The organism is Pseudomonas sp. NFIX49 (assembly GCF_900115915.1).
GTDB classification, from domain to species: domain Bacteria; phylum Pseudomonadota; class Gammaproteobacteria; order Pseudomonadales; family Pseudomonadaceae; genus Aquipseudomonas; species Aquipseudomonas pharyngis.
Genome location: NZ_FOYE01000005.1, coordinates 575,068 through 598,734 on the forward strand (window position 1 = coordinate 575,068; position 23,667 = coordinate 598,734).

Consider the following 23,667-nt stretch of genomic DNA (forward strand, 5'->3'; position numbering starts at 1 on the left):
TCGCAGGAATGAAGCCGTTCGCCTCCCGTTATCTGCTCCTTGTGGCCTTTTCAGTGCTGCTGGGCGCCTGCCAAAGCACGCCGCCGGTGGCCGAAGTCCCCGATGCGCGGGCCACGGCCATCGCACAGCTGGAGCAAAGCCTGGCCAGCAGCGAACTGGCCACTGCCGAAGACCAATTGGCAGCCTTGCAGGCCGAAACACCCAACGATCAATCCCTTGAGCAATACCAGCGTCAGTTGGCCGAAGCCTATCTGCGCCGCAGCCAGATCGTCCTGCAGAAGGGCGATGTGAATGCGGCCGCAACCGCGTTGGCCCGTGCCCGCGTGCTGATGCCCAAGGCCCCGGCACTGACCGGTGGCGTCAATGGCGCGATCACCGAAGCGCGCAAGGCTGAACTGGAGAAAGCCGAAGCGGCGCTGCAAGCCGCTGAAGCCAAGCCGAAGGCCAAAGTGATCGATCCGACTGCCGAGAGCACCACGGTTGCGCTGAATATCACCGATAGCCGCAAACTTCGCCGCCAGCTGGATGCGATCGCCGCCGATGTGGTGAATTACGACTGTGCGGTGAGCATTCAGGCCCCGCGCACCAATGATTACCCGTGGCTGGCGACGTTGATCACCAAGCGCGTTAAGAAGCTTGATCCGGACTTCGATCTGCAAATCAAAAAGCAGATCCTGCGCAGCGTTCCCGCTCAAGTGGTTTTGAGTCCTCGTAAACCATAAAAAATCGCGAGCAGGCTCGCTCCCACAGGTACAACATGATTCCTGTGGGAGCGAGCCTGCTCGCGATGACTGTTTCAGAAATTACAAAACTATCAAGCCGGAATCGCCTTGGCCTTAGGCTCCCGATCCCAGACCCGATGCTGCCCGATCGCAGCAAAGAATGGCTGGGTCAGCGCGCCTACATCCTTGCCTTCGACCAACCCCGCATCCGTTTCCAGCTTCAACACGTCCAGCAACTGTTTGGCCTCGCCATGCAGCGCAATCGCCTTCAAGTGCTTGTACGCCTCCAGCAGGTAATGCAACGCCACGCCGTCACCGCTCAACGCTTTAACCGACGCTGCGCCACCCGGCACGAATACCGCATCGAACGCAATCGAAGGCAAACCTTCCATCGACGCATCTACCGCCAGGGTTTTGCCATCGGCGGTCTTCACCGGCGCCGAAGTCGGACCAAGCAGTTTGGCGTGCGCACCTTCTGCCGCCAGCGCCTTCTTCATCGCATCAATCGCCGCACCATCGACGCCGTTGGCCGCAAGGATCGCAACTTTTCGTGTCTTGATGTTCTCCGGCAGCAGGTTGGCCTGACTCAGCGCCGGCGAACGATCCAGTGATGTTTCAGGCACGTCCACGGTACCTTTGCCTGGCGCTGGCAGACCCAGGTTGGCCGCCACGCGTTTGGCCAGCTCCAGATCGATGTTGGCGAGAATCTCGTTCACTTGCCGCGCCCGGATGAACTCACGCTCAACCTTGCCGAGTTCGAAACTGTAGGCGGCGATGATGTGCTCTTTCTCGTGCGGGCTCATGCTGTTGAAGAACAGCCGCGCCTGGGAGAAGTGGTCGCTGAACGACTCGCTGCGCTGACGGATCTTGTTGGCATCGATGCGCTCCGGATAGCTTTCGAACCCGCCGTCCTGCGCCGCCGGTGGGGTTTCCTTCGGCCAGCCGCCATCGATGGAATTGGGTTCGTAGGACGCGCGGCCCTTGTCGATCACTGTACGGTGCTGGGCATCGCGCTGGCCGTTGTGGAACGGTGCCACTGGGCGATTGATCGGCAACTCATGAAAGTTCGGCCCGCCGAGTCGGCTGATCTGCGTGTCGGTGTAGGAAAACAGCCGGCCTTGTAGCAGCGGGTCATTCGAGAAGTCGATGCCCGGCACGATATGGCCGGGGCAGAAAGCGACCTGCTCGGTTTCGGCAAAGAAGTTGTCCGGGTTGCGGTTGAGGGTCATCTTGCCCAGCGGCGTGATCGGAACGATTTCTTCGGGAATCAGTTTGGTCGGGTCAAGGATGTCGAAATCGAAGTCGTGCTCGTTTTCCTCTTCGATGACCTGAACGCCGAGTTCCCATTCCGGGTAGTCACCCATCTCGATGGCTTCCCACAGATCGCGCCGGTGGTAGTCGGTGTCTTTACCGGCGAGCTTCTGCGCCTCGTCCCATACCAGCGAACAAGTGCCGGCAGTAGGGCGCCAGTGGAATTTGACGAAGCGCGATTTACCCTCGGCGTTGATCAGCCGGAAGGTGTGCACGCCGAAGCCCTGCATGCTGCGCAGGCTTTTCGGGATGGCCCGATCGGACATGGCCCAGATCACCATGTGCGCCGATTCCGGTACCAGCGACACAAAATCCCAGAACGTGTCGTGAGCCGAGCCGCCGGTGGGGATTTCGTTATGCGGTTCGGGTTTCACCGCGTGGACGAAGTCTGGAAACTTGATCGCGTCCTGAATGAAGAACACCGGCATGTTGTTGCCGACCAGATCGAAGTTGCCTTCGTCGGTGAAGAACTTCACGGCAAAACCACGCACGTCACGCACGGTGTCACCGGAACCACGCGGCCCCTGGACCGTGGAAAAGCGCACGAACACCGGGGTTTTCTTCCCCGGATCCTGCAGGAAACCGGCCTTGGTCAGCGTCGAATGGTTCTCGTAGCTCTGAAAGAAACCATGGGCGCCGGTGCCGCGGGCGTGGACGATGCGCTCGGGAATCCGTTCATGGTCAAAGTGCGTGATCTTTTCACGCATGATGAAGTCTTCCAAAAGCGACGGCCCGCGAGCCCCGGCCTTGAGGGTGTTCTGGTTATCAGCAATTTTCACGCCCTGATTGGTGCGCAGGGCCTGACCGGTAGCGTCGGAGCGAAACTTCTCCAGGCTGTCGAGTTTGGCATTGGTGTTGGCGCGATCCGGGGTATCGGTGCCGGCCAGTTGGCTTTTGTCATTGGCAGGTTTCTTGGTACTCATCAGTCATGAACTCCTGTTTGTCCCGGGATTGCCCCGGAACGCTTGAGTGTTTCCCAGGCACGGCACCCAGGGTTTTCAAGTCGCTTAATTAGTGACTGATGAGGGTTTCGGGCGTTCCTTTTTTATGACCTTTGATCCTGTTATTGCCAAATCGAAGGTTATTCGCGAAATAAATGCTAAGAACCTCTATACGGACAGGCTAAAATGCGCGCCCGGCTAACCGCTGATCCTTTTCCAACGCGCCCCACAAGGTTCGCTACGTGATCGAGTTTCAAAACGTCCATAAGACTTACCGCGTCGCCGGTAAGGACATCACCGCGCTGCACCCGACCAGCTTCTCCATCGAGAACGGTCAGGTGTTCGGCCTGATTGGCCATTCCGGCGCGGGAAAAAGTACCCTGCTGCGTCTGATCAATCGCCTGGAGCAATCCAGTGGCGGCAAGATCATCGTCGACGGCGAAGAAGTCACCGCGCTGGACGCCAACGGCCTGCGCCGTTTCCGTCAGCAGGTCGGGATGATCTTCCAGCACTTCAACCTGCTGGCATCCAAGACCGTGGCCGACAACGTCGCGCTGCCACTGACCCTGGCCGGTGAACTGTCCCGCGCCGAGATCGACCAGCGTGTGGCCGAGTTGCTGGCGCGGGTCGGTCTGTCCGATCACGCCAAAAAGTACCCGGCGCAGCTGTCCGGCGGTCAGAAGCAGCGTGTCGGCATCGCCCGCGCTCTGGCGACCAAGCCGAAGATCCTGCTGTGCGACGAAGCCACCAGCGCCCTCGACCCGCAGACCACAGCGTCGGTCTTGCAACTGCTGGCCGAGATCAACCGCGAGCTGAAACTGACCATCGTCCTGATCACCCACGAGATGGATGTGATCCGCCGCGTGTGCGATCAGGTCGGCGTGATGGACGCCGGTGTGATCGTCGAGCAAGGTTCGGTGGCCGATGTGTTCCTGCATCCGAAGCACCCGACCACCAAGCGCTTTGTTCAGGAAAGCGAGCAGATCGACGAAAGCGAGCAGCGCGATGACTTCGCTCACGTGCCGGGCCGCATCGTGCGTCTGACCTTCCAGGGCGAAGCGACCTACGCGCCGTTGCTCGGTACCGTCGCCCGGGAAACCGGTGTGGATTACAGCATCCTGGCCGGTCGCATCGACCGCATCAAAGACATTCCTTACGGGCAATTGACCCTCGCCGTCACCGGTGGCGACATGGAAGCGGCGTTCGCCCGCTTCACCGCCGCTGACGTTCACATGGAGGTGTTGCGCTAATGGAAGACCTGATGAGTTTCTTCACCAATATCGACTGGTACGAAATCTGGCTCGCCACCGGCGACACCCTGATGATGCTCGGCGGTTCGCTGCTGTTCACCGTGCTGCTCGGCCTGCCGCTGGGCGTGCTGCTGTTCCTGTGCAGCCCACGCCAGTTGCTCGAAGCCAAAGGCGTGTACGCGCTGCTGTCGTTGGTGGTGAACATCCTGCGTTCGCTGCCGTTCATTATTCTGTTGATCGTGATGATCCCGTTCACCGTGCTGATCACCGGCACCTCGCTGGGCGTGGCCGGTGCGATTCCACCGCTGGTGGTGGGTGCGACGCCGTTCTTCGCGCGGCTGGTGGAAACCGCCCTGCGTGAAGTCGATCGCGGCATCATCGAAGCGACCCAGTCGATGGGGGCGACCACTCGCCAGATCATCATGAACGCCCTGCTGCCGGAGGCCCGTCCGGGCATCTTCGCAGCGATTACGGTGACGGCGATTACACTGGTTTCCTACACGGCGATGGCCGGTGTGGTCGGTGCCGGTGGCCTGGGTGACCTGGCGATCCGTTTCGGCTATCAGCGTTTCCAGACAGACGTGATGATTGTCACCGTGGTGTTGCTGCTGATTCTGGTGCAAGTGCTGCAAATGGTCGGCGACCGACTGGTCGTGCACTTCTCGCGCAAATAACCGGTTTTGTAATGACATGAGCCGGCCATTCGCTGGCAGGCGCCAGACGGGCGCCGTAAAAAGGAGTTAGCTGAATGAAAAAACTGATTGTTGCCCTGGCTGCCGTTGCAGCGTTCTCGGCCCACGCCGACGAAACCCTGACCGTTGCTGCCACTCCGGTACCGCACGCGGAAATCCTCGAATTCGTGAAGCCGGCACTGGCCAAAGAAGGCGTGGATCTGAAGGTCAAGGTCTTCACCGACTACGTACAGCCGAACGTACAAGTGGCCGAGAAGCGTCTGGACGCCAACTTCTTCCAGCACCAGCCGTACCTCGATGAGTTCAACAAGGCCAAGGGCACCAGCCTGGTGTCCGTGACCGGCGTGCACCTGGAACCGCTGGGCGCCTACTCCAGCAAGTTCAAGAAAATCGAAGAGCTGCCAAGCGGCGCCAACGTGGTGATCCCGAACGACGCCACCAACGGCGGCCGTGCGCTGTTGCTGCTGGCCAAGGCCGGCGTGATCACCCTGAATGATCCGAGCAACATCCTGTCGACCGTCAAGGACATCGCCCAGAACCCGAAAGACCTGAAGATCCGTGAACTGGAAGCCGCGACCATCCCGCGCGTGCTGACCCAGGTCGACCTGGCGCTGATCAACACCAACTACGCGTTGGAAGCCAAGCTCGATCCGTCCAAGGATGCGCTGGTCATCGAAGGCAGCGACTCGCCTTACGTGAACATCCTGGTGTCCCGCGCGGACAACAAGGACAGCGACGCCATGAAGAAACTGGCCGCCGCCCTGCACAGCCCGGAAGTGAAGAAATTCATCACCGAGAAGTACAAAGGCGCGGTGCTGCCGGCGTTCTGATTTGATCGTGCCCATGCTCTGCGTGGGCATGCATCCCCGGGCGCTCCGCGTCCGCTGGGACGCAGAGCGTCCCTTGCTGCATTCCCACGCAGAGCGTGGGAACGATCAAAACGAAAAGGGGACGCCAGTGGCGTCCCCTTTTTAGTGCGTTCAGTTTTTACTTGCGGTTCAACATCACCGGCAACTGCGCCACCAGCTTGGCATTATTCAACGGCGCCCGAATAAACCCGCGCTGTGTCCCATCCGGCCCGATCACCGCCAGGTTGCCGCTGTGATCCACCGTGTAATTCGGCTTGCTGGTGTCCGCCGGAATGAACGGAATGCTCACCGCGTTCGCCACCTTCTGCAGCTCGTCGATGGATTTTGGCGTCAGGCCTATGAACTGTGGATCGAAGTAGCCCAGGTACTGTTTCAACTGCGCAGGGTTGTCGCGGTTCGGGTCGACGCTGACCAGCACGATCTGCAACTTGTCCACGGCATCCTTCGGCAGTTCGCTCTTGATCTGGCGCAGCTGGGCGAGGGTGGTGGGGCAGATGTCCGGGCAGAAGGTGTAGCCGAAGAACAGCAGGCTCCACTTGCCCTTGAGCTCGTTGACCGTGACCGGTTGGCCGTCCTGATTGGTCATCGTCACGTCCGGCAGGTTGCGGCTCTGCGGCAGCAGGATGATGCCGGCGTCGATCAATGCAGTCGGGTCGCCCTGGCCCTTGCCGCTCAGCACTTTGTTGACGGTCAGGCCGAGGATCAGCGCGATCACGGCGACGAGGATGAAGACGGTTTTCTGGGTTCGAGTCATAGGTTCAACAGTAAGTAGTGGTCTACGAGCAGGGCGATGAACAGCAGAAACAGGTACCAGATAGAGTACTTGAAGGTGTTGATCGCCGCGTGCGGCCGAGTGCCACGGTACAGCACCACGGCCCATTGCAGAAACCTGGCGCCCAGACCGAGCGCGCAGATCAGGTACAGCAGGCCGCTCATGTGGATCACGTACGGCAACAGGCTGACCGCCAGCAGGGCGAAGGTGTACAGCAGAATGTGCACCTTGGTGTAGTGCTCGCCATGGGTGACCGGCAGCATCGGAATGTCGGCCTTGGCGTATTCCTCTTTGCGATGGATGGCCAGCGCCCAGAAGTGCGGCGGGGTCCAGGCGAAGATGATCAGCACCAGCAGCAGCGGTTCGGCACTGACGTGGCCGGTCGCGGCGGTCCAACCGAGCAGCGGCGGGGCGGCGCCGGCGAGGCCGCCGATGACGATGTTCTGCGGCGTCGCACGCTTGAGAAAACCGGTGTAGATCACCGCGTAGCCGAGCAGCGAGGCCAGGGTCAGCCAGGCAGTCAGCGGATTGGTGAAGGTCAGCAGCAGTGCCTGGCCGAGCAACGCCAGCACCAGCGCAAAGGTCAGTGCTCCTGTGGGCGAAACCCGGCCCTCCGCCAGCGGCCGTTTGTGGGTGCGGGCCATGACCGCATCGATGCGTCGGTCCACCACATGATTGACCGCCGCCGCGCCACCGGCACACAACGCGATCCCCAGATTGCCGAACACCAGCACCGTCCACGGCACCCCGGCGCGGGTCGCGAGGAACATGCCCACCAGCGAGGTGATCAGCATCAGCACGACGACTTTCGGTTTGGTCAGCTCCAGGTAATCACGCCACAGCGCCTGCGCCGGACGTTCGCCGATCAGAATCGCCATGGCGTCTCTCCTTTAATAGTGATGGGCGCCGCCGAGTGTTTGCGCGGGCTCAGGCGCCAGCGCGCGATCATCGGCTGCTTGACCCGAACCAGACTGGTTCGCGCGTGATAGTTGACCAGCACCATCGTCAGCAGCAGCGCCGCGCCACCGGCGTTGTGCGCCACGGCCACCGGCAGCGGCAGATGAAACAGCACGTTGCTGATGCCGAGGGTGATCTGCGCGGCGAGGGCGATCAGCACCAGCCCGGCCAGTCGCGTCATGCCGACCGCTTTCAGTTGCCAGGCCAGACCGAGCAGGACGACCGTCACCAGCAGCGCGCCGATGCGGTGGGTCAGGTGAATCGCCGTGCGTGCATCGCTGTCGAGTTGCCCGCCGAGGTAGTTGGGGCCGATGTGTTGAGTCAGGTGAAAGCCGTTGGCGAAATCCGCCGGCGGCAGCCATTGGCCGTGGCAGGTCGGGAAGTCGATGCAGGCCACCGCCGCGTAGTTGGAACTGACCCAGCCGCCGAGAGCAATCTGGCCGATCACCAACAACAATCCGGCAGTCGCCCAATATTGCAGACGCTTGGGCACGGTCAGCGCCGGCAGTACGCCGGACAGTCGCAACGTCAGCAGAAACAGCAGGCTCAGGGTCGCGAAGCCGCCGAGCAGATGCCCGGTTACCACTTGCGGCCAGAGCTTGAGCGTCACCGTCCACATGCCGAACGCCGCCTGGGCGAACACCACCGCCAGCAGAAACAGCGGCAGCTTCAGCGGTTGCCCGGGATGACGACGGTTGACCCACGCGCGACCGGCCAACACCGAGATCAGCAGGCCGAGGGTGCCGGCGAAGTAACGGTGGATCATCTCGTTCCAGCCTTTGTGCGCCTCCACTGGCGAGTCGGGGTAACGCAGTTCGGCATGGGCCAGCTGGGCTTCGCTTTTCGGCACGCTGATGAACCCGTAGCAGCCCGGCCAGTCCGGGCAGCCGAGGCCGGCGTGGGTCAGGCGGGTGTAGGCGCCGAGCAGCACCACGATCAGTGCCAGCAGGGTGGCAAACAGCGCGAGGCGAAATCCAGGTTTGGCCATGACGATGCCCTTATCCGATGTTCGACAGTTTCAGCAGGTGGCGCAGGTCGTTGAGCAGATCCTTGCCCTTGACGCTCGGGTCGTAGCGCAGCACGAGGTTGCCGTGGGGATCGATGATCCACAGTTGCGGCGTGGCCTTGTCGCCTGTGGCCTTGCTGAAGGTCGCCGGGTCCAGCGGGTAGCGTTGCAGCTGCGGGTATTCGCGGGTCAGCTTGGCTTCATAGTCGGCAGCCAACGGTTGTGCAGCGGCCAGGGCGTGGCTGGCGCGCCCGGCTTCGCGGCCCAGGCCGATCTGGATCTGCCGCGCCAGGTACACCAGTTGCTGGCAGTCCACCGCACAGTCTTTCGGCGCGGTCACGAGCATCTGCCAGCGCGTTTCGTCAGCCTGGATGCCGAGGTCGGCGCGGGTCTGACCGTTGCCGATCAGTTCGCCGTGGTAGCTGCGACCTTCCGGCACCCAGAACTGCAACTTGTACATGCCGGTGGCGAGGATCATCGGACCGACCACGCCGAGCACGATCAGCAGCAACTGGATGCGTCCGCGACGGCGACTGGCCGGGACTTTCGTTTCAGACATGCTGGGTGGATTCATGGCCGCTCCCATGGTGTTTCTCCTTTGCGTTGTGCCAGCCGAGATAGAGGTAGAGCCCGAGCAGGGCGGTGGCCATGGCGAACCACTGCACGGCGTAACCGAGGTGTTTTTCCGGGCCCATCGCGACTACCGGCCAGTCGGCCTGATAGCTGGCGGGGCCGGGTTCGGCGCGTAATTCGTAGGCGAAACCATCGCGTTCGAGGGTTTTCCACAGCTTCGCGGGTTCGACGGCGGTGACGGTTTGCGGCCAGGTGCTGCTGACCGGATCGGCATGCAACTGGAAGGTGGCGCCGGGGGCGACATACACCCAGGCATCGATATTCACGGGGTCGGTCGGTGTGTTGAATTGCGGGGCCGTGCGCCGGTCCGGCCACGGCAGCCAGCCGCGATTGACCAGCAGCCACTGGCCGCTGCGCTGATCCTGGAATGGTTGCAGCAATTCGACGCCAACCTTGCCGTTGCGCTGACGGTTGTCCAGCAACAGGCTGTGGGCGGCATCGAACTGGCCATGCAGATGCACCCGGCGAAAGGCCGGATCGGCGCTGTGCGGCAACTCGGTGCTGGCCATCGGTTCGGCGGCGCGGCGTTCGGCGTAGCTGGCGAGCAGGGCGGTTTTCTCCGCGCCCCGACCCAGTTGCCAGAAGCCCAGCGAAATCAGCAACGGCAGCAGCAGGCCGACCACCAGTGTCGGCACCACACCCGGCCGGAAGCGCTTCATGGCCGCGCCAGAAAATCAGTCAGTGCGATCGCTATACTCAACTGCATCGCTTGTTCCCCCGGAGTTCTTCCCATGCTCAAAGCAGCCATCGTCCTGATGCTGATTGCCACGGTGGTCAGCCTGTTCAGCGGCCTGTTTTTCCTGGTCAAGGACGACAGCAGCTCGAATCGGCTGGTGATCGCCTTGAGTGTTCGGGTGGCGTTGGCCGCTGTCACCGTCGGCCTGATCGCCTGGGGTTTCTACAGCGGCCAACTGGTGTCCCACGTGCCGTGGTAGCTGCAAGCGCCAAGCTACAAGCTACAAGCCTTACCGTTTTGACTTGAAGCTCGCAGCTCGCGGCTCGCAGCTGCTGTTAAAGCACATAAACGAAGATGAACAAGCCGATCCACACCACATCGACGAAGTGCCAATACCAGCTCGCCGCTTCAAAACCGAACTGATGTTCGTTGTCGAAATGGCCCTTCATGATCCGCATCAGCATCACGAACAGAATGATCGTGCCGATGGTCACGTGGGCGCCGTGGAAACCGGTGAGCATGAAGAACGTCGCGCCGTAGATGCCCGAGCCGAGGGTCAGCCCCAGTTCGTGGTAGGCGTGGATGTATTCTTCGGCCTGGAAGCCGAGGAACGCGCAACCCAGCAGCACGGTGATCGCCAGCCACAGTTTCAGCGCGCCGCGATGGCCTTTCTTCAGCGCGTGGTGGGCAATGGTGATGGTCACGCTGGAGCTCACCAGCAGGATGGTGTTGATCAGCGGCAGGCCCCAGGGGCTGATGACTTCCTTGGGCGGCGGGAACAGTTTCGGATCCGGCGTGTGCAGCAGCGGCCAGGTGAACTGGAAGTTCGGCCAGAGCATGTGGGCGATGCCTTTGGTGCCTTCGCCGCCCAGCGCCGGGCCGGAAATGTGCCGCACGTAGAACAGCGCGCCGAAGAAGGCGATGAAGAACATCACCTCGGAGAAGATGAACCAGCTCATGCCCCAGCGGAACGAGCGGTCCAGTTGCGGGCTGTACAACCCCGCGCGGCTCTCCTTGATCACCGTACCGAACCAGCCGAACAGCATGTACGCCAGTAACAGACCGCCGACGAAAAAGATCAGCGGGCCGTGGGATTCCGGACGCGCTGCCTTCAGATCGTTGAACCAGGTCGCCAGGCCATACACGGTGACGAACATCCCCACCGTGGCCACGATCGGCCACTTGCTCTGGGCCGGGACGTAATAGTGCTCATGAGTTGCCATTTATTGTTCTCCTTATCGGGCACGCTTAACCGCCAGTGTTTGCAGCCACCGGAGGATGTCGGGCGGTGATATCGAACAGCGTGTAGGACAGCGTCAGGTGCTTCACGTCCTTGGGCATGTCGCGGTCAACGATGAAACGCACCGGCATCTCGATCTGCTGACCGGGCTGCAGCACCTGCTGGGTAAAGCAAAAGCATTCGGTCTTGTGGAAGTACGCGGCCGCATTGCTCGGCGCGATGCTCGGTACGGCTTGAGCGCTCATCGGTTTGTCGGTGGGATTGCGCGCGATGAAGATCATCTCGTTCACCGCGCCGGGGTTGGCCGTCAGCTCGTCATGCTTGGGATAGAAATCCCATGGCATGTCGGCGGTGTTGGTCGACAGAAACTGCACCCGCACTTGCCGCGAGGCATCGACGGTCTGCTCGCCCTCGTACTGCCCGGCGGTCTTGCCGTTGATGCCGAACGCCTTGCACATCACGTCGTAGATCGGCACCAGGGCAAAGCCGAAGACGAACATCGCCACCACCACGCCGAGCAGTCGAGTGACCAGTTTCTTCAGCGAAATCGAGTCAGCCATGGTGGCGGTCCTCAACGGCTACGGGGTTCATTTCACTTCCGGCGGCGTGGTGAAGGTGTGATACGGCGCCGGTGACGGCACGCTCCATTCCAGACCTTCGGCGCCATCCCACGGTTTGGCCGGAGCCGGTTCGCCGCCACGGATGGTCTTGATCACGATGAACAGGAAGAAGATCTGCGTGGCGCCGAACATGAACGCGCCGATCGACGACACCATGTTGAAGTCGGCGAACTGCAGGTTGTAGTCCGGAATCCGTCGGGGCATGCCCGCCAGACCCACGAAGTGCATCGGGAAGAACGTCAGGTTCATGCCGACGAAGGACAGCCAGAAGTGCAGCTTGCCCAGGGTTTCGTCGTACATGTGGCCGGTCCATTTCGGCAGCCAGTAATAGGCCGACGCGAAGATCCCGAAGATCGCCCCCGGCACCAGCACGTAGTGGAAATGCGCGACCACGAAGTAGGTGTCCTGGTACTGGAAGTCCGCCGGGGCGATGGCCAGCATCAGCCCGGAGAAACCGCCGATGGAAAACAGGATCACGAACGCCACGGCAAACAGCATCGGCGTCTCGAAGGTCATCGAGCCTTGCCACATGGTGCTGGCCCAGTTGAACACCTTCACCCCGGTTGGCACCGCGATCAGCATCGTCGCGTACATGAAGAACAACTCGCCCACCAGCGGGATGCCCACCACGAACATGTGGTGCGCCCAGACGATGAACGACAGGAACGCGATGCTCGCCGTGGCGTAGACCATCGAGGTGTAGCCGAACAGCGGCTTGCGCGAGAAGGTCGGGATGATCTGGCTGACGGCACCGAAGGCCGGCAGGATCATGATGTACACCTCGGGGTGGCCGAAGAACCAGAACACATGCTGGAACAGCACCGGGTCACCGCCACCGGCGGCACTGAAGAAACTGGTGCCGAAGTGGATGTCCATCAGCATCATCGTCACGCACCCGGCCAGCACCGGCATCACCGCGATCAGCAGGAACGCGGTGATCAGCCAGGTCCAGACGAACAGCGGCATTTTCATCAGGGTCATGCCGGGGGCGCGCAGGTTGAGGATGGTGGCGATCACGTTGATCGCGCCCATGATCGAGCTGATCCCCATCAAGTGAATGGCGAAGATGAAGAACGTCACGCTTTCCGGGGCATAGGTGGTGGACAGCGGCGCGTAGAACGTCCAGCCGAAGTTCGGCCCGCCACCGGGGGTGAAAAGAGTCGAGACCAGCAGCAGGAACGCCGCCGGCAGCAGCCAGAAGCTGAAGTTGTTCATCCGCGGCAGGGCCATGTCCGGCGCGCCGACCATCAACGGGATCATCCAGTTGGCGAGGCCGACGAACGCCGGCATCACCGCACCGAACACCATCACCAGGCCGTGCATGGTGGTCATCTGGTTGAAGAATTCCGGCTGGACGATCTGCAGGCCGGGCTGGAACAGCTCGGCGCGGATCACCATGGCGAACGAGCCGCCGAGCAGGAACATGCAGAACGCAAACCACAGGTACAGCGTGCCGATGTCCTTGTGGTTGGTGGTCAGCACCCAGCGCATCAGGCCTTTGGCGGGGCCGTGGGCGTGGTCGTGCTCGGCATGACCGTGGTCATCGATGACAGCGCTCATGGCCGGTCTCCTTCAAGTGAGTGGACTGGGCAGGCCGGGGCGCAGGACCCCGACCGGTTCACGAAGTACGCAATAGACCGGCTCATTTGCTTTCCGCCTGTTTCAGCTCCAGCACTTCTTTTGGCGTGACCATGTCGCCCTTGTTGTTGCCCCAGGCGTTACGTTCGTAGGTCACGACCGCAGCGATATCGACTTCCGACAGCTGCTTGCCGAACGCCGCCATGGCGGTGCCGGGCTTGCCGTGGAAGACAATGCTCAGGTGCGCGTCTTTCGGGCCGGTGGCGATTTTCGAGCCCTTGAGGGCCGGGAACATCGGCGGCAGGCCCTGGCCTTCGGCCTGGTGACAGGCGACGCAGGTGGTGTGGTAGATCTTGTCGCCACGTTCCTTGAGTTCGTCGAGGGTCCATTCCTTGCTGGTCAGCTCCTTGAGCTGCAACGCTTCGGCCTTGCGCTCGGCGAGCCATTTTTCGTAGTCGGCCTTCTCCTTGACGTCGACCACGATCGGCATGAAGCCGTGATCCTTGCCGCACAGTTCGGCGCACTGGCCGCGATAGAGGCCGGGCTTGTCGATGCGGGTCCAGGCTTCGTTGACGAACCCGGGGATCGCATCACGCTTGACCGCGAAGGCCGGCACCCACCAGGAGTGGATCACGTCGGCGGAGGTCACGAGAAAGCGCACCTTGGCCCCGGTCGGCAGCACCAGCGGCTTGTCGACCTCGAGCAGGTAGTGCTCGCCCTTGGCCTCCTTGTTGTGGATCTGCTCGGCGGGCGTGGCCAGGTTGCTGAAGAACTCGACGTCCTGGCCCAGGTATTTGTAGTGCCACTTCCACTGATAACCGGTGATCTGGATATCGATATCCGGCTCACTGGTGTCGTACATCTTGATCAGGGTCGCGGTCGCCGGAACGGCCATCGCCACCAGGATCAGCAGCGGGACGACGGTCCAGAGAATTTCGACGGTGGTGCTTTCGTGGAATTTTGCGGCGACCTGCCCGGTAGAACGGCGGTGCACCATCATCGACCAGAACATGGCGCCGAAGACGATGATCCCGATCACCACACAGATCCAGAAAATGGTCATGTGCAGGTCGAATACTGCGTGACTGATTTCAGTCGCTCCAGGCGCCATATTCACAGTCCAGGCAGCGTGCACCGGGCTGAAAATCGACCACAACAGGAGGCCCATCCAGACGTGTGGATGTCGCATCATTGCGGGTTCCCCTTATCGTTCTTGTTATCCCGCCGGCTTTCACCAGAGGCAAGGGAGCGGCTGCATCAGACTACGAACTTGAATCGCCGGGCCTTGCTGCGTGGGCAGTCGGGCGTCATCAGCTAACTCCATTCAATGGCGAGTATAGACAGCCACCGAGAAATGCAATGTGAGGACGTAAATCGAATGAAACAGCTGACGCTTGCGTTCCAGGGCACGAATGGAGAAGGATGCAGACGAGTGGTGGCAAACCGATATAACGCCGGTGCATCAAGGATGAAATAATTATGACAAATGCGTCTTAGCATTTTTCGTAAGCCAGCTAAGTTATGTCTTCCCTATTTCATTGCCTTGTTTCCTGGAGTTTTCATGAACACCGCCGCATTGCGCGAGCAAATACACATAGCCCGACAACACGAGATTGAAACCGGAAAGCTGACCCGTCAGCTCGAAGCTCAAATGCAACACCTGCACCCGGCGATCCAGTTGCCGGAAACCGACGCCAACGGCGTGCTGACGCGATTTGTCGCCGCCTACATCGACGAAGTGCCAGACCTGCTGGATGCAGCCAATGAAGTCGCCAGGGAAGCGGGAATCGAGTCGCAGATCAAACCGGTGCTGAAAATCGCCGAGCAGTACTTCCTCCAGCCACCCGTGGGCCTGGACAGTCTGCTGGACGAAGCCTATCTGGCGCACCGTTTTGTCGAAGAGGTCAACGACCTGTACATCAAGCATTTCGGCCAGCCACTGATCCCCTTGGACATGACGGTCGCCAATCTGATTGCTCACCAGTTGATCGGTGAGGAATTTGCCAACCAACTCGACGAAGTGGTGCACCACGCGGTGGACAGCATGCTCGACGACGACAGCTTTGCGCTGGAGTCGGTGGAAGCCTACCGCGAGAAACTCAGCAGCCCGGACACCGGTGCGGCATGGAAACGCTGGCCGTGCATGAGCCGGCGTCTGGGCGTGGGCCTGGAGCTGGATCAGCCTGCGGCTTGATCTCGGCGCAAACGATTGGGGGAACAGATTGCTCTGTTCCCCCAAGTGTTTTCAGCCCGCCGCTCCGATCCCGGTGGTGGTGCGGATCCGCCCCTCGAGCCGTCGCTTCAACCCGCGAGACTCGATCAACAGTTTCGCCCCCTTGGCCGCATTCGCCCGGCCCCACTCTTCGAGCAGTTCCAGACACGAATGGTCGATGTAGCTCAGGTTATTGAGCGGCACATGCACCGTCGTGCCCGGCGGAATGCTGCCCAGTACCTGCGTCAGTGCCGGCACCTTGAGGAACGTCGCGGCGCCCACCAGACGCAACTCCATTTCCCCTTCCTGCGGCAGATCGATGAGGCTGATTTTCAGGCGCGAGGCCTTGAACGCCAGTTTCAACAACGTCAGGCCGAAACCGATCAATACGCCCGTCAACAGGTCGGTGAAGATGATCGCCAGCGCCGTGGCGGCGTAGGTGAACATCGGCATCCGGCCATAACGCCCCAGACCACGAAACGCCTTGAGATCCACCAGTTTGAAACCGGTGTAGACCAGAACGCCCGCCAGACTCGCCACCGGAATGCTCTGCAACACGCTCGACAGCAACAGCACGAACGCCAGCAGCCACAGGCCATGGAAAATCGTCGAGTAACGTGTGGTGGCACCGGCCTGGACGTTGGCCGAACTGCGTACGATCACCCCGGTCATCGGCAGCGCGCCGACCAGACCACAGAGCATGTTGCCGACGCCTTGCGCCGACAGCTCACGGTCGAAATCCGAACGCGGGCCGCTGTGCATGCGATCCACCGCGGCGGCGGACAGCAGGGTTTCGGCGCTGGCGATGAAGGCGACGGCGAACGCGGCGATCAGCAGCGTCGGGTCGGCCAGGCTGAGCAGATCCGCCGGTGTCAGCCAGTCGATGGCTTCGGCCAGATTCGCCGGCACTTCAACCCGCTTCACTTGCAGCGCCAGCAGCAGGCTGGCGCCTGTCGCCAGTCCGACCCCGAGCAGCGCGCCGGGAATGAAGCGCAGCGAATGCGGGCGGAATTTCTCCCACAGCCACATCACCGCGATGGTCGCCAGCCCGAGCAGCCCGGCCTGCCAGCCAAAGGACGGCAAGGCCTGCGCCACCGCGCCGGGGAAAGCCGTGAGGTTGTCGAGACCGGAGGGTTTCGGTGAAGCGTCAAGCATCACATGCACCTGTGACAGCACGATCAGCACACCGATACCGGCAAGCATGCCGTACACCACCGCTGGCGCCGTGACCCGGAACCAGCATCCGAGCTTCAGGCGTCCCGCTACCAGTTGCAGGAAACCGGCGAGCAGCAGGATCGGCCCGAGCATTTCGATGCCGTGCTGGCGCACCAGCTCGAACACCAGCACCGCCAGACCCGCCGCCGGCCCGCTGACCTGCAACGGCGACCCCGCCAGCCAGCCCACCACCAGACCGCCGATGATCCCGGTGATCAGGCCTTTGGCCGGTGGCAGCCCTGACGCAATGGCAATGCCCATGCACAGCGGCAACGCGACCAGAAACACAACCACCGAAGCGAGCAGCTCCCGTGGCAACACAGCTTTCAATTGAGCCGCACGCATGGCGATACTCCCGAAGTTTTCTTCAGGCGTGGCAAGGCCTGGCCGCTGAAACAGCGGCCGGCGTCAAACCACACGGATTTTTAGGAGGATTTAGAAGCGCGCTTTGGGCGTCGCCACCGGAATCGGATGGCTGCCGTCGAGCGGCAGGAAGCATCCCTGATCCGCGTCGTAAGCTTTGATTTCGCTGGTTTCGATGTTGTAGACCCAGCCATGGATGAACAGATGACCGTTCGCCATGCGTGAGGCTACCGAAGGATGGGTACGCAAGTGCTGCAGTTGGGCGATGACGTTTTCCTCGGTGAGGATCGGCATGCTTTCTTTTTCGTCGGCGCAGTTGCAGTTGTCATGCACCATGGTTTTCGCGACTTCGGCGTGGCGCAGCCAGGCTTTGACCGTCGGCATCTTTTCCAGGCTGTCCGGATTGAGTACCGCACGCATGGCGCCGCAGTCGGAGTGGCCGCAAATGATGATGTGCTGCACGCCAAGTGCCAGAACCGCATATTCGATGGCGGTGGAAACGCCGCCGTTCATCTGGCCGTAGGGTGGTACGACGTTGCCGACGTTACGGGTCACGAACAGATCGCCGGGCGAACTCTGGGTGATCAGTTCAGGAACGATGCGCGAGTCGGCGCAGGTGATGAACATGGCCCGTGGCGACTGGGCCGTGGCGAGTTTCTTGAAGAGTTCTTCCTGCTGCGGAAAGACCTCATGATGAAAATGCAAAAAGCCGTCAACGATACGCTTCAACGCTGCATCGGCGGATTCCGCCACAGGGGCGGCTTGCGCCGACGCAGCCAACGGCTGTTTATCCTTGTCACTCATGATTCATCCTCATTGGCGGATTCGGGGAGTCGTTCCCGTGTATTCCGGTGTGAAGCCAGTGGCTGTTTAGAACATCCGGGTCATCCCGACCCGTCAGTCACTCGATGAACAAGGTAACTGCCGAAACTTAACTCAAACTGAATCAAGCGCTCTAGAACGTGTGTTCCAGGTCACAAAAAACGTGACCGGCGTAAACCGGGCCAAGCATTCCTTCCTCTCAACCATAGGCCAATTGTCCCTAAATCAGCGCCATCTGGCGACCCGGCGGACAGAAGGCCGTGCAGTCGAGGTTGAAGCCTTCGCGGTGATTGAGTCCCAAGCGCTTGATCGCTTTGGCGAAGCGCTGGGCGAGCAGATCGGCGAACGGACCCTCGCCGCGCATCCGGGCCCCGAAACGACTGTCGTACAGCTCGCCGCCACGGCTCTGGCGGATCAGGCTCAGTACATGCGCCGCACGCTGCGGGTAGTGCGCCTCGAGCCATTCCTCGAACAGCGGCGCCACCTCCAGCGGTAGGCGCAGCATCATATAGGCCGCGCTCTGGGCGCCGGCCGCGTGGGCCTCGGTCAGCAGGCTTTCGATTTCGCTGTCGTTGATCATCGGAATCATCGGCGAACACAGCACGCCCACCGGAATCCCCGCCTCGCGCATCACCCGAATCGCCCGCAACCGGGCCTTGGGCGCAGCGGCGCGGGGTTCGAGAATGCGTTTGAGTTCGTCGTCCAGGGTGGTCAGGCTGATCATCACCGCCACCAGCCGCTGTTGTGCCAGTTCGGTGAGCAGGTCGAGGTCGCGCAGGATCAGCGAGCCCTTGGTAACGATCGTCACCGGATGCCGGTAGCGCAGCAGCACTTCGAGGGTCTGGCGGGTGATCCGGTGTTCGCGTTCGATCGGCTGATAGGGATCGGTGTTGGAGCCGAGGTTGATCGGCGCACATTGATAGCCTTTTTTCCCCAGCTGTTCTTCCAGCACCTGGGCGGCGTTGGTTTTGGCGATCAGTTTGGTTTCGAAATCCAGCCCCGGCGACATGTCCCAATAGGCGTGGCTGGGCCGTGCATAGCAATAAATGCAGCCATGCTCGCAGCCGCGATAGGGATTGATCGAGCGGTCGAAGGGCAGGTCCGGCGAGGTGTTGCGGGTGATGATGGTCTTTGCCGTCTCAAAGCTGACTTCGGTGCCTTGGGTCAAAGGCACTTCCTGATACCAGCCATCATCTTCGGCCACCGAACGACTCGGTGCGAAGCGGTTGTGCGGGTTGGTCGCGGTGCCGCGACCGCGCGGGGGCAAGGGGCTGGTCATCACGGGTGTCCTTGGTCTGTACATGCATACAGTATCCGCAAGGTGGCGGAGGATCCACTACCGTTCAGCCGTCCATCAATAAATCGCGCAGTTAGTTGTAAGTTTGTTTAGAGCTAAAGTTGCAGTTGTGCAAATTGAAGAAACATAAGTTGGCTGTTCGTTCACTGTTCAAGTTCGTAGTATCCACTCCGCTTCACACCACTTGACTATATAAAAGACAAAAGGATTTGATGATGTCGTTTTTTAATTCGCGCGGTATTTTTCTGCAACTGATGCAACCCGGCCCATCGGAACCCAATACACTGGTTTCCATGCAACTGGCGCGTAAGGAACTGGGCTGGGATGCCGAGGCCGGCGTACAGACCGAAATGCTGGTTGATCCGATTTTTGTCACCGCGACCTCCCGGGATGGCGGCCATACCTTCAGCATCGGCCGTCTGGAGCACGATGTGGATCGTGACGGTGAAATCGGTGAGCAGGATCGAGCCAAACTGGTTGCCCTGGCCAAAGCCTATGCCAGTATTACCAATCCGTAACAGCCATTAAATAAATAACCCCCGCATGATTAATCATGCAGGGGTTATTGCGCTTATTTGTGGCTTGTTACTTGGCCAAGATCACCGGCTGATGTTGTAGTCATATCGTCGGTGCGTAACTTGGCAATCTCTTTCGCGGTGACAGGGGATGCCTTGTTACCCCAACTTCCACGAATAAAACTCACGACATCCGCCACTTCCTGATCCGACAGACGCCAGGCGAAGCCAGGCATGGTGAACGTCGACGGCGCCGTGTGCGTCGCAGGCAGCGTGCCGCCCTTGAGCACGATGTGGATCAGCGAAGTCGGGTCGTCCGATTGCAACACCGGATTACCTGCCAACGCTGGGAACACCCGGGTGTAGCCATGGCCGTCGGTGCGGTGGCAGGCGGCGCAGTTGTCGATGTACACCGACGCGCCACGCTGACTGTCATCACCGTTCCACAAGGCCTTGGCGGCTTTCTCGTCGTACTGGTGTGGCTGGTCGGCAGGATCATTGGCCGGCAGCGATTTCAGGTAACGGGCAATCGCGGTCAGGTCGGCGTCGGTCATGTACTGCATGCTGTGGGTGACCACGTCGCTCATGCCGCCGAACACTGCGCTGCGGTCGCTGCGACCGGTCTTGAGGAACTGCACCAGTTGCTCTTCGCTCCAGCTGCCGAGGCCGTCCTTGTGGTCGCCGCGCAAACTTTTGGCGATCCAGCCTTCCAGCGGCGCACTGCCTGACAGAAAACTGCTGCCTTCGGCCGCGCTCAGGGATTTTTCCTGCATGGTCAGGGCCCGTGGCGTATGGCACGCGCCGCAATGTCCGAGGCCTTCCACCAGATACGCCCCACGGCTGACGACGGCGTCGTCCGACGCGGCTTTGTAATCCTCGACCTTCGGCGCGAACAGCCAGCGCCAGCCCATCAGCGGCCAGCGCATGCTCAATGGCCACGGGATATCGCTGGCCTTGTTCTCTTGCGCCACCGGTTCCACGCCGTGCATGAAGTAGGCGTAAAGCGCCTGCATGTCGGGTTCGCTGACACGGGCGTAGGACGGGTACGGCATCGCCGGGTACAAGGTACTGCCGTTTTTGGCCACGCCATGCCGCACGGCCTGGTCGAAATCCTCGAAACTGTAGTCACCGACGCCGGTTTTATCCGGGGTGATGTTGGTCGAGTAGATCGTGCCGATCGGGGTTTCCATCGGCAGGCCACCGGCGAACGGCTTGCCATCCTTGGCCGTGTGGCAGGCCACGCAGTCGCCGGCACGGGCGAGGTATTCGCCTTGTTTGATCAAGGATTGATCAACTTCGGCGCCATGAACGGCAGTGCAGCCGAGCAGCGCGAGGGTCGCGATAACGAGAGTCTTCATGGTCATCGCTCCTTAAGCCTGAACCAGCGGGCCGGGGTTTTTCAGGTATTGCTCGCGGATCGCTTTCGCCGACCAGTAGGTCAGCGCGGCAACCAGGCCGGTGGGGTTGTAGCCCAGCCCTTGCGGAAACGCCGAGGCACCCGGAACGAATACGTTGTGCACGTCCCAGCTCTGCAGGTAACGGTTCAGCGCGCTGGTCTTCGGATCGGTGCCCATGATCGCGCCACCGTTGAGGTGGGTGGTCTGGTACGACGCAGTGTTGAAGTGGTCGCCGACTTTCTTGCCGATCACGGCGATGGCTTTCGGGCCCATGGCCTCGGCGATCTTGCCCATTTTCTCGACCATGAAGCGGTTCATCTTGATGTCGTTTTCCTGCCAGTCGAACGTCATCCGCAGCAGCGGCATGCCGTAGGCATCGCGGTACACCGGATCCAGATCGAGGTAGTTGCCACGGTAGGACTGATGTGCGCCGTGGGCGTCCATCGACACCTGGTGGGTGTAGTAATCGGCGGTCGCGCGTTTCCACGCACTGCCCCAGGCCGGGGTGCCCGGCGGGTTGGAGGTGCCGGCGATCGGTCGGCTGCCGGCCTGGTTGACCCACATCGGCGAGCCACCGACGAAACCGTGAGGCCCGTGGTCGAAGTTGTCGGCGTTGAAGTCATCCACCGCCACACCGTTGCCGCCGGCACCGATGAAGTTGTTGGTGTGGGTGTCCTTGTCGAAGAACGCCTTGATGGTGGCCATGTTCTGGTAGGCAAAGTTGCGCCCGACCACGCCTTCACCGCTGACCGGGTCGTAGGGTTTGCCGATGCCGGAGAGCAGCATCAGGCGCACGTTGTGCAACTGGAACGCGCCGAGGATTACCAGATCCGCCGGTTGCTCGATCTCGCGGCCCTGGCCGTCGATGTAGGTGACGCCGGTTGCCTTGGTTTTCGTGCTGTCGAGGTTGACCCGCAGCACGTGGGCATTGGGCCGCAGTTCGAAATTCGGCAGCGGCTTCAGCGCCGGCAGAATGTTCACGTTCGGCGAGGCCTTGGAATACATGTAGCAGACGTAACCGCTGCAGAAACCGCAGAAGTTGCACGGGCCCATCTGCGCGCCGTAAGGGTTGGTGTACGGCCCCGACGTATTTGCCGAAGGCAGGTTGTAGGGTTTGTAACCCACCTCCGTAGCCGCTTTACCGAACAGCTGTGCGGAAACCGTGTTCTTCTGCGCTTCCAGCGGGAACGGGTTCGAGCGATCCGGTGCGTACGGGTTGCCGCCCTTGCCCTGGCCGACCAGTTGGCCTTTCACGGTCCAGGCCTGGCCGGAGGTGCCGAAGACTTTCTCGGCGAAATCGAAGAACGGCTCCAGCTCTTCATAGCTGACGCCGAAGTCCTGGATGGTCATGTCCTTGGGGATGAAGCTTTTGCCGTAGCGCTCTTCGTAGTGGCTGCGCATGCGCAACTCGATCGGGTCGACCCGAAAGTGCACGCCCGACCAGTGCAGCCCGGCGCCGCCCACGCCATTGCCGGGCAGGAACGCGCCCAACTGGCGATTCGGCAGGGCGATGTCGTTGATGCTGTGGCGGATGGTGACGGTTTCCTTGGAAACGTCCTGGAAGAGTTTTTTCCGCACGCTGTAGGTGAGTTCGTCGATTACCTGAGGATAGTTGCCGTCCGGGTAAGTGTCCTGCATCGGCCCGCGCTCCAGCGCCAGCACGTTCAGTCCGGCCTCGGTCAGCTCCTTGGCCATGATCGCGCCTGTCCAGCCGAAACCGACGATCACTGCGTCGACCTTCTTCATTACCGTTGCCATGCTCACGCCCTCTCGCCGCGAATCGAAACTGCCGGGAAGGGGTACTGCTCGTTGCGTTCCACCCAATCCATGAAATCGGCGCGGGCGCCCGGGAAGCCGATCATGGTCCAGCCGACCATGCCTTTATTGCCGCCGTGGATCGGGTCGCAGAAGAACCCTTCCTTGGTGTTTTGCAGCAGCAGACTGAAGAAAATCTTCGCCGGAACCGCGTCGAATTGTGGTTTTCCGGCTTCAAGCTGCTTGAGCAGATCGTCTCGGGTAGCGCTGTCTTGCTCGGCAAATGTTTTACCGTTGATGGATTTTGCCCACTGATCCGTGGCGGCGATGCCGAGGCGATAGATCTCTTTTGGCACCAGTTTGCTCTGCCAGCCCATCTCCGGCGCGGCGTCGGCATTGAACGGGCCCTGCATGTACCAAAGGGCACCGGCGGCGTAGGGGGTGTTCATCTGACGGTCGATGTATTCCGGCACGCCAGCTTCGAGTGCACCTGGGCCTTGTGCGTCGTTGGGGATCAATTGCGCGACGGCGGCATTGATGAACGCCCACTCTTCGGCGGTGAAGTAGCTTGGCTGATAAGTGCTGGCTTCAAACGCGGCCGATTTTGCCGGGGCTGTGGCAGGCGCGCTTTCAGGCGCGGCTTGCAGCACCGTGCTGCCGAGACCGCTACCGGCGAGGGTGACGACCGGAATAAGGGTCAGGGATTTGCGCAAAAACTCACGCCGCGGGTTGTCTCGATCTTCATCAGACATGGGGATGCACCTCATCAGGCATTGATGGTTGTCAGCCGTTTCTGCGAACGGCTCAAGAATTTTCTGGCTGCG

General features: G+C 61.1%; 23 protein-coding genes. 7 read left to right on the forward strand and 16 right to left on the reverse strand.

All coding sequences use genetic code 11. The annotated features are described in order from the left end of the window. Positions 1-8 precede the first annotated feature (8 nt). Positions 9-722, forward strand: a complete 714-nt coding sequence (locus BMZ46_RS17555) for a PA5502 family lipoprotein (protein ID WP_064592487.1) — start codon at positions 9-11, stop codon at positions 720-722. Positions 723-814: 92 nt separating this feature from the next. On the opposite strand, the gene katE is transcribed toward BMZ46_RS17555, so the two are convergent. Next, entirely contained in the window at positions 815-2,956 is a 2,142-nt protein-coding gene (gene katE, locus BMZ46_RS17560; protein WP_074689752.1) for a catalase HPII, read from the reverse strand. Between the two features lie 260 nt (positions 2,957-3,216). Between katE and BMZ46_RS17565 the strand changes: the two genes are divergently transcribed. From BMZ46_RS17565 to BMZ46_RS17575, 3 genes are all read left to right on the forward strand, one after another. Further along, on the forward strand, positions 3,217-4,224 hold the full coding sequence (locus BMZ46_RS17565; protein ID WP_007953999.1) for a methionine ABC transporter ATP-binding protein: 1,008 nt from the start codon (positions 3,217-3,219) through the stop codon (positions 4,222-4,224). Next, positions 4,224-4,898, forward strand: a complete 675-nt coding sequence (locus tag BMZ46_RS17570) for a methionine ABC transporter permease (RefSeq protein WP_011331789.1) — start codon at positions 4,224-4,226, stop codon at positions 4,896-4,898. The genes BMZ46_RS17565 and BMZ46_RS17570 overlap by 1 nt, the downstream gene beginning before the upstream one ends. 74 nt (positions 4,899-4,972) lie before the next feature. After that, the gene (locus tag BMZ46_RS17575) at positions 4,973-5,746 is read left to right on the forward strand and encodes a MetQ/NlpA family ABC transporter substrate-binding protein (RefSeq protein WP_039764846.1); all 774 of its coding nucleotides are present in this window, start codon (positions 4,973-4,975) and stop codon (positions 5,744-5,746) included. Between the two features lie 157 nt (positions 5,747-5,903). On the opposite strand, the gene BMZ46_RS17580 is transcribed toward BMZ46_RS17575, so the two are convergent. From BMZ46_RS17580 to BMZ46_RS17600, 5 genes are read right to left on the reverse strand one after another with little or no spacing between them, the layout of a single operon-like run. Then, positions 5,904-6,539 (reverse strand): SCO family protein, encoded by a 636-nt coding sequence (locus BMZ46_RS17580; RefSeq protein ID WP_007953994.1) that lies wholly within the window; start codon positions 6,537-6,539, stop codon positions 5,904-5,906. Beyond that, entirely contained in the window at positions 6,536-7,435 is a 900-nt protein-coding gene (cyoE, locus tag BMZ46_RS17585; RefSeq protein ID WP_007953992.1) for a heme o synthase, read from the reverse strand. The genes BMZ46_RS17580 and cyoE overlap by 4 nt, the downstream gene beginning before the upstream one ends. Further along, positions 7,423-8,502, reverse strand: a complete 1,080-nt coding sequence (locus tag BMZ46_RS17590) for a COX15/CtaA family protein (RefSeq protein ID WP_074689751.1) — start codon at positions 8,500-8,502, stop codon at positions 7,423-7,425. Before BMZ46_RS17590 ends, cyoE begins: the two co-directional genes overlap by 13 nt. A gap of 10 nt (positions 8,503-8,512) precedes the next feature. Next, positions 8,513-9,106: a hypothetical protein gene (locus tag BMZ46_RS17595; protein ID WP_039764840.1), complete on the reverse strand. Its 594-nt coding sequence runs from the start codon at positions 9,104-9,106 to the stop codon at positions 8,513-8,515. Then, positions 9,072-9,812 carry an SURF1 family protein gene (locus tag BMZ46_RS17600; RefSeq protein WP_074690194.1) on the reverse strand — a complete coding sequence of 247 codons (741 nt, stop codon included), beginning with the start codon at positions 9,810-9,812 and terminating at the stop codon, positions 9,072-9,074. Before BMZ46_RS17600 ends, BMZ46_RS17595 begins: the two co-directional genes overlap by 35 nt. Before the next feature lie 72 nt (positions 9,813-9,884). Here BMZ46_RS17600 and BMZ46_RS17605 point away from each other — a divergent pair, with 72 nt between their 5' ends. Then, positions 9,885-10,088, forward strand: coding sequence for a twin transmembrane helix small protein (locus tag BMZ46_RS17605; protein ID WP_011331797.1), 204 nt, complete (start codon positions 9,885-9,887; stop codon positions 10,086-10,088). Between the two features lie 76 nt (positions 10,089-10,164). Here BMZ46_RS17605 and BMZ46_RS17610 read toward each other — a convergent pair whose 3' ends face one another. The 4 genes from BMZ46_RS17610 to coxB all read right to left on the reverse strand — a co-directional run bounded on the left by BMZ46_RS17610 (position 10,165) and on the right by coxB (position 14,459). Continuing rightward, on the reverse strand, positions 10,165-11,052 hold the full coding sequence (locus BMZ46_RS17610; protein WP_011331798.1) for a cytochrome c oxidase subunit 3: 888 nt from the start codon (positions 11,050-11,052) through the stop codon (positions 10,165-10,167). A 25-nt stretch (positions 11,053-11,077) separates the two neighbouring features. Beyond that, the gene (locus tag BMZ46_RS17615; RefSeq protein ID WP_074689750.1) at positions 11,078-11,629 is read right to left on the reverse strand and encodes a cytochrome c oxidase assembly protein; all 552 of its coding nucleotides are present in this window, start codon (positions 11,627-11,629) and stop codon (positions 11,078-11,080) included. Positions 11,630-11,656: 27 nt separating this feature from the next. After that, positions 11,657-13,249, reverse strand: a complete 1,593-nt coding sequence (gene ctaD / locus BMZ46_RS17620; RefSeq protein WP_039764837.1) for a cytochrome c oxidase subunit I — start codon at positions 13,247-13,249, stop codon at positions 11,657-11,659. Between the two features lie 82 nt (positions 13,250-13,331). Next, positions 13,332-14,459: a cytochrome c oxidase subunit II gene (coxB, locus tag BMZ46_RS17625; protein WP_039764835.1), complete on the reverse strand. Its 1,128-nt coding sequence runs from the start codon at positions 14,457-14,459 to the stop codon at positions 13,332-13,334. Between the two features lie 369 nt (positions 14,460-14,828). Between coxB and BMZ46_RS17630 the strand changes: the two genes are divergently transcribed. Continuing rightward, on the forward strand, positions 14,829-15,461 hold the full coding sequence (locus BMZ46_RS17630; protein ID WP_039764833.1) for a hypothetical protein: 633 nt from the start codon (positions 14,829-14,831) through the stop codon (positions 15,459-15,461). Between the two features lie 51 nt (positions 15,462-15,512). On the opposite strand, the gene BMZ46_RS17635 is transcribed toward BMZ46_RS17630, so the two are convergent. From BMZ46_RS17635 to BMZ46_RS17645, 3 genes are all read right to left on the reverse strand, one after another. Beyond that, positions 15,513-17,039 carry a SulP family inorganic anion transporter gene (locus BMZ46_RS17635; protein ID WP_074689749.1) on the reverse strand — a complete coding sequence of 509 codons (1,527 nt, stop codon included), beginning with the start codon at positions 17,037-17,039 and terminating at the stop codon, positions 15,513-15,515. Positions 17,040-17,129: 90 nt separating this feature from the next. Further along, positions 17,130-17,861, reverse strand: a complete 732-nt coding sequence (locus BMZ46_RS17640) for a carbonic anhydrase (RefSeq protein WP_064592510.1) — start codon at positions 17,859-17,861, stop codon at positions 17,130-17,132. A 238-nt stretch (positions 17,862-18,099) separates the two neighbouring features. Next, positions 18,100-19,158 (reverse strand): PA0069 family radical SAM protein, encoded by a 1,059-nt coding sequence (locus BMZ46_RS17645; protein WP_074689748.1) that lies wholly within the window; start codon positions 19,156-19,158, stop codon positions 18,100-18,102. 233 nt (positions 19,159-19,391) lie between these two features. On the opposite strand from BMZ46_RS17645, the gene BMZ46_RS17650 reads away from it, so the two are divergent. Beyond that, the gene (locus BMZ46_RS17650; RefSeq protein WP_007953977.1) at positions 19,392-19,694 is read left to right on the forward strand and encodes a hypothetical protein; all 303 of its coding nucleotides are present in this window, start codon (positions 19,392-19,394) and stop codon (positions 19,692-19,694) included. Positions 19,695-19,747: 53 nt separating this feature from the next. On the opposite strand, the gene BMZ46_RS17655 is transcribed toward BMZ46_RS17650, so the two are convergent. The 3 genes from BMZ46_RS17655 to BMZ46_RS17665 are packed head-to-tail and all read right to left on the reverse strand — an operon-like array spanning position 19,748 to position 23,595. Continuing rightward, on the reverse strand, positions 19,748-21,049 hold the full coding sequence (locus BMZ46_RS17655; RefSeq protein WP_039764825.1) for a c-type cytochrome: 1,302 nt from the start codon (positions 21,047-21,049) through the stop codon (positions 19,748-19,750). Positions 21,050-21,061: 12 nt separating this feature from the next. Further along, positions 21,062-22,846: a GMC family oxidoreductase gene (locus BMZ46_RS17660; RefSeq protein ID WP_074689747.1), complete on the reverse strand. Its 1,785-nt coding sequence runs from the start codon at positions 22,844-22,846 to the stop codon at positions 21,062-21,064. Positions 22,847-22,848: 2 nt separating this feature from the next. Further along, positions 22,849-23,595 carry a gluconate 2-dehydrogenase subunit 3 family protein gene (locus BMZ46_RS17665; protein ID WP_039764821.1) on the reverse strand — a complete coding sequence of 249 codons (747 nt, stop codon included), beginning with the start codon at positions 23,593-23,595 and terminating at the stop codon, positions 22,849-22,851. Positions 23,596-23,667: the final 72 nt, after the last annotated feature.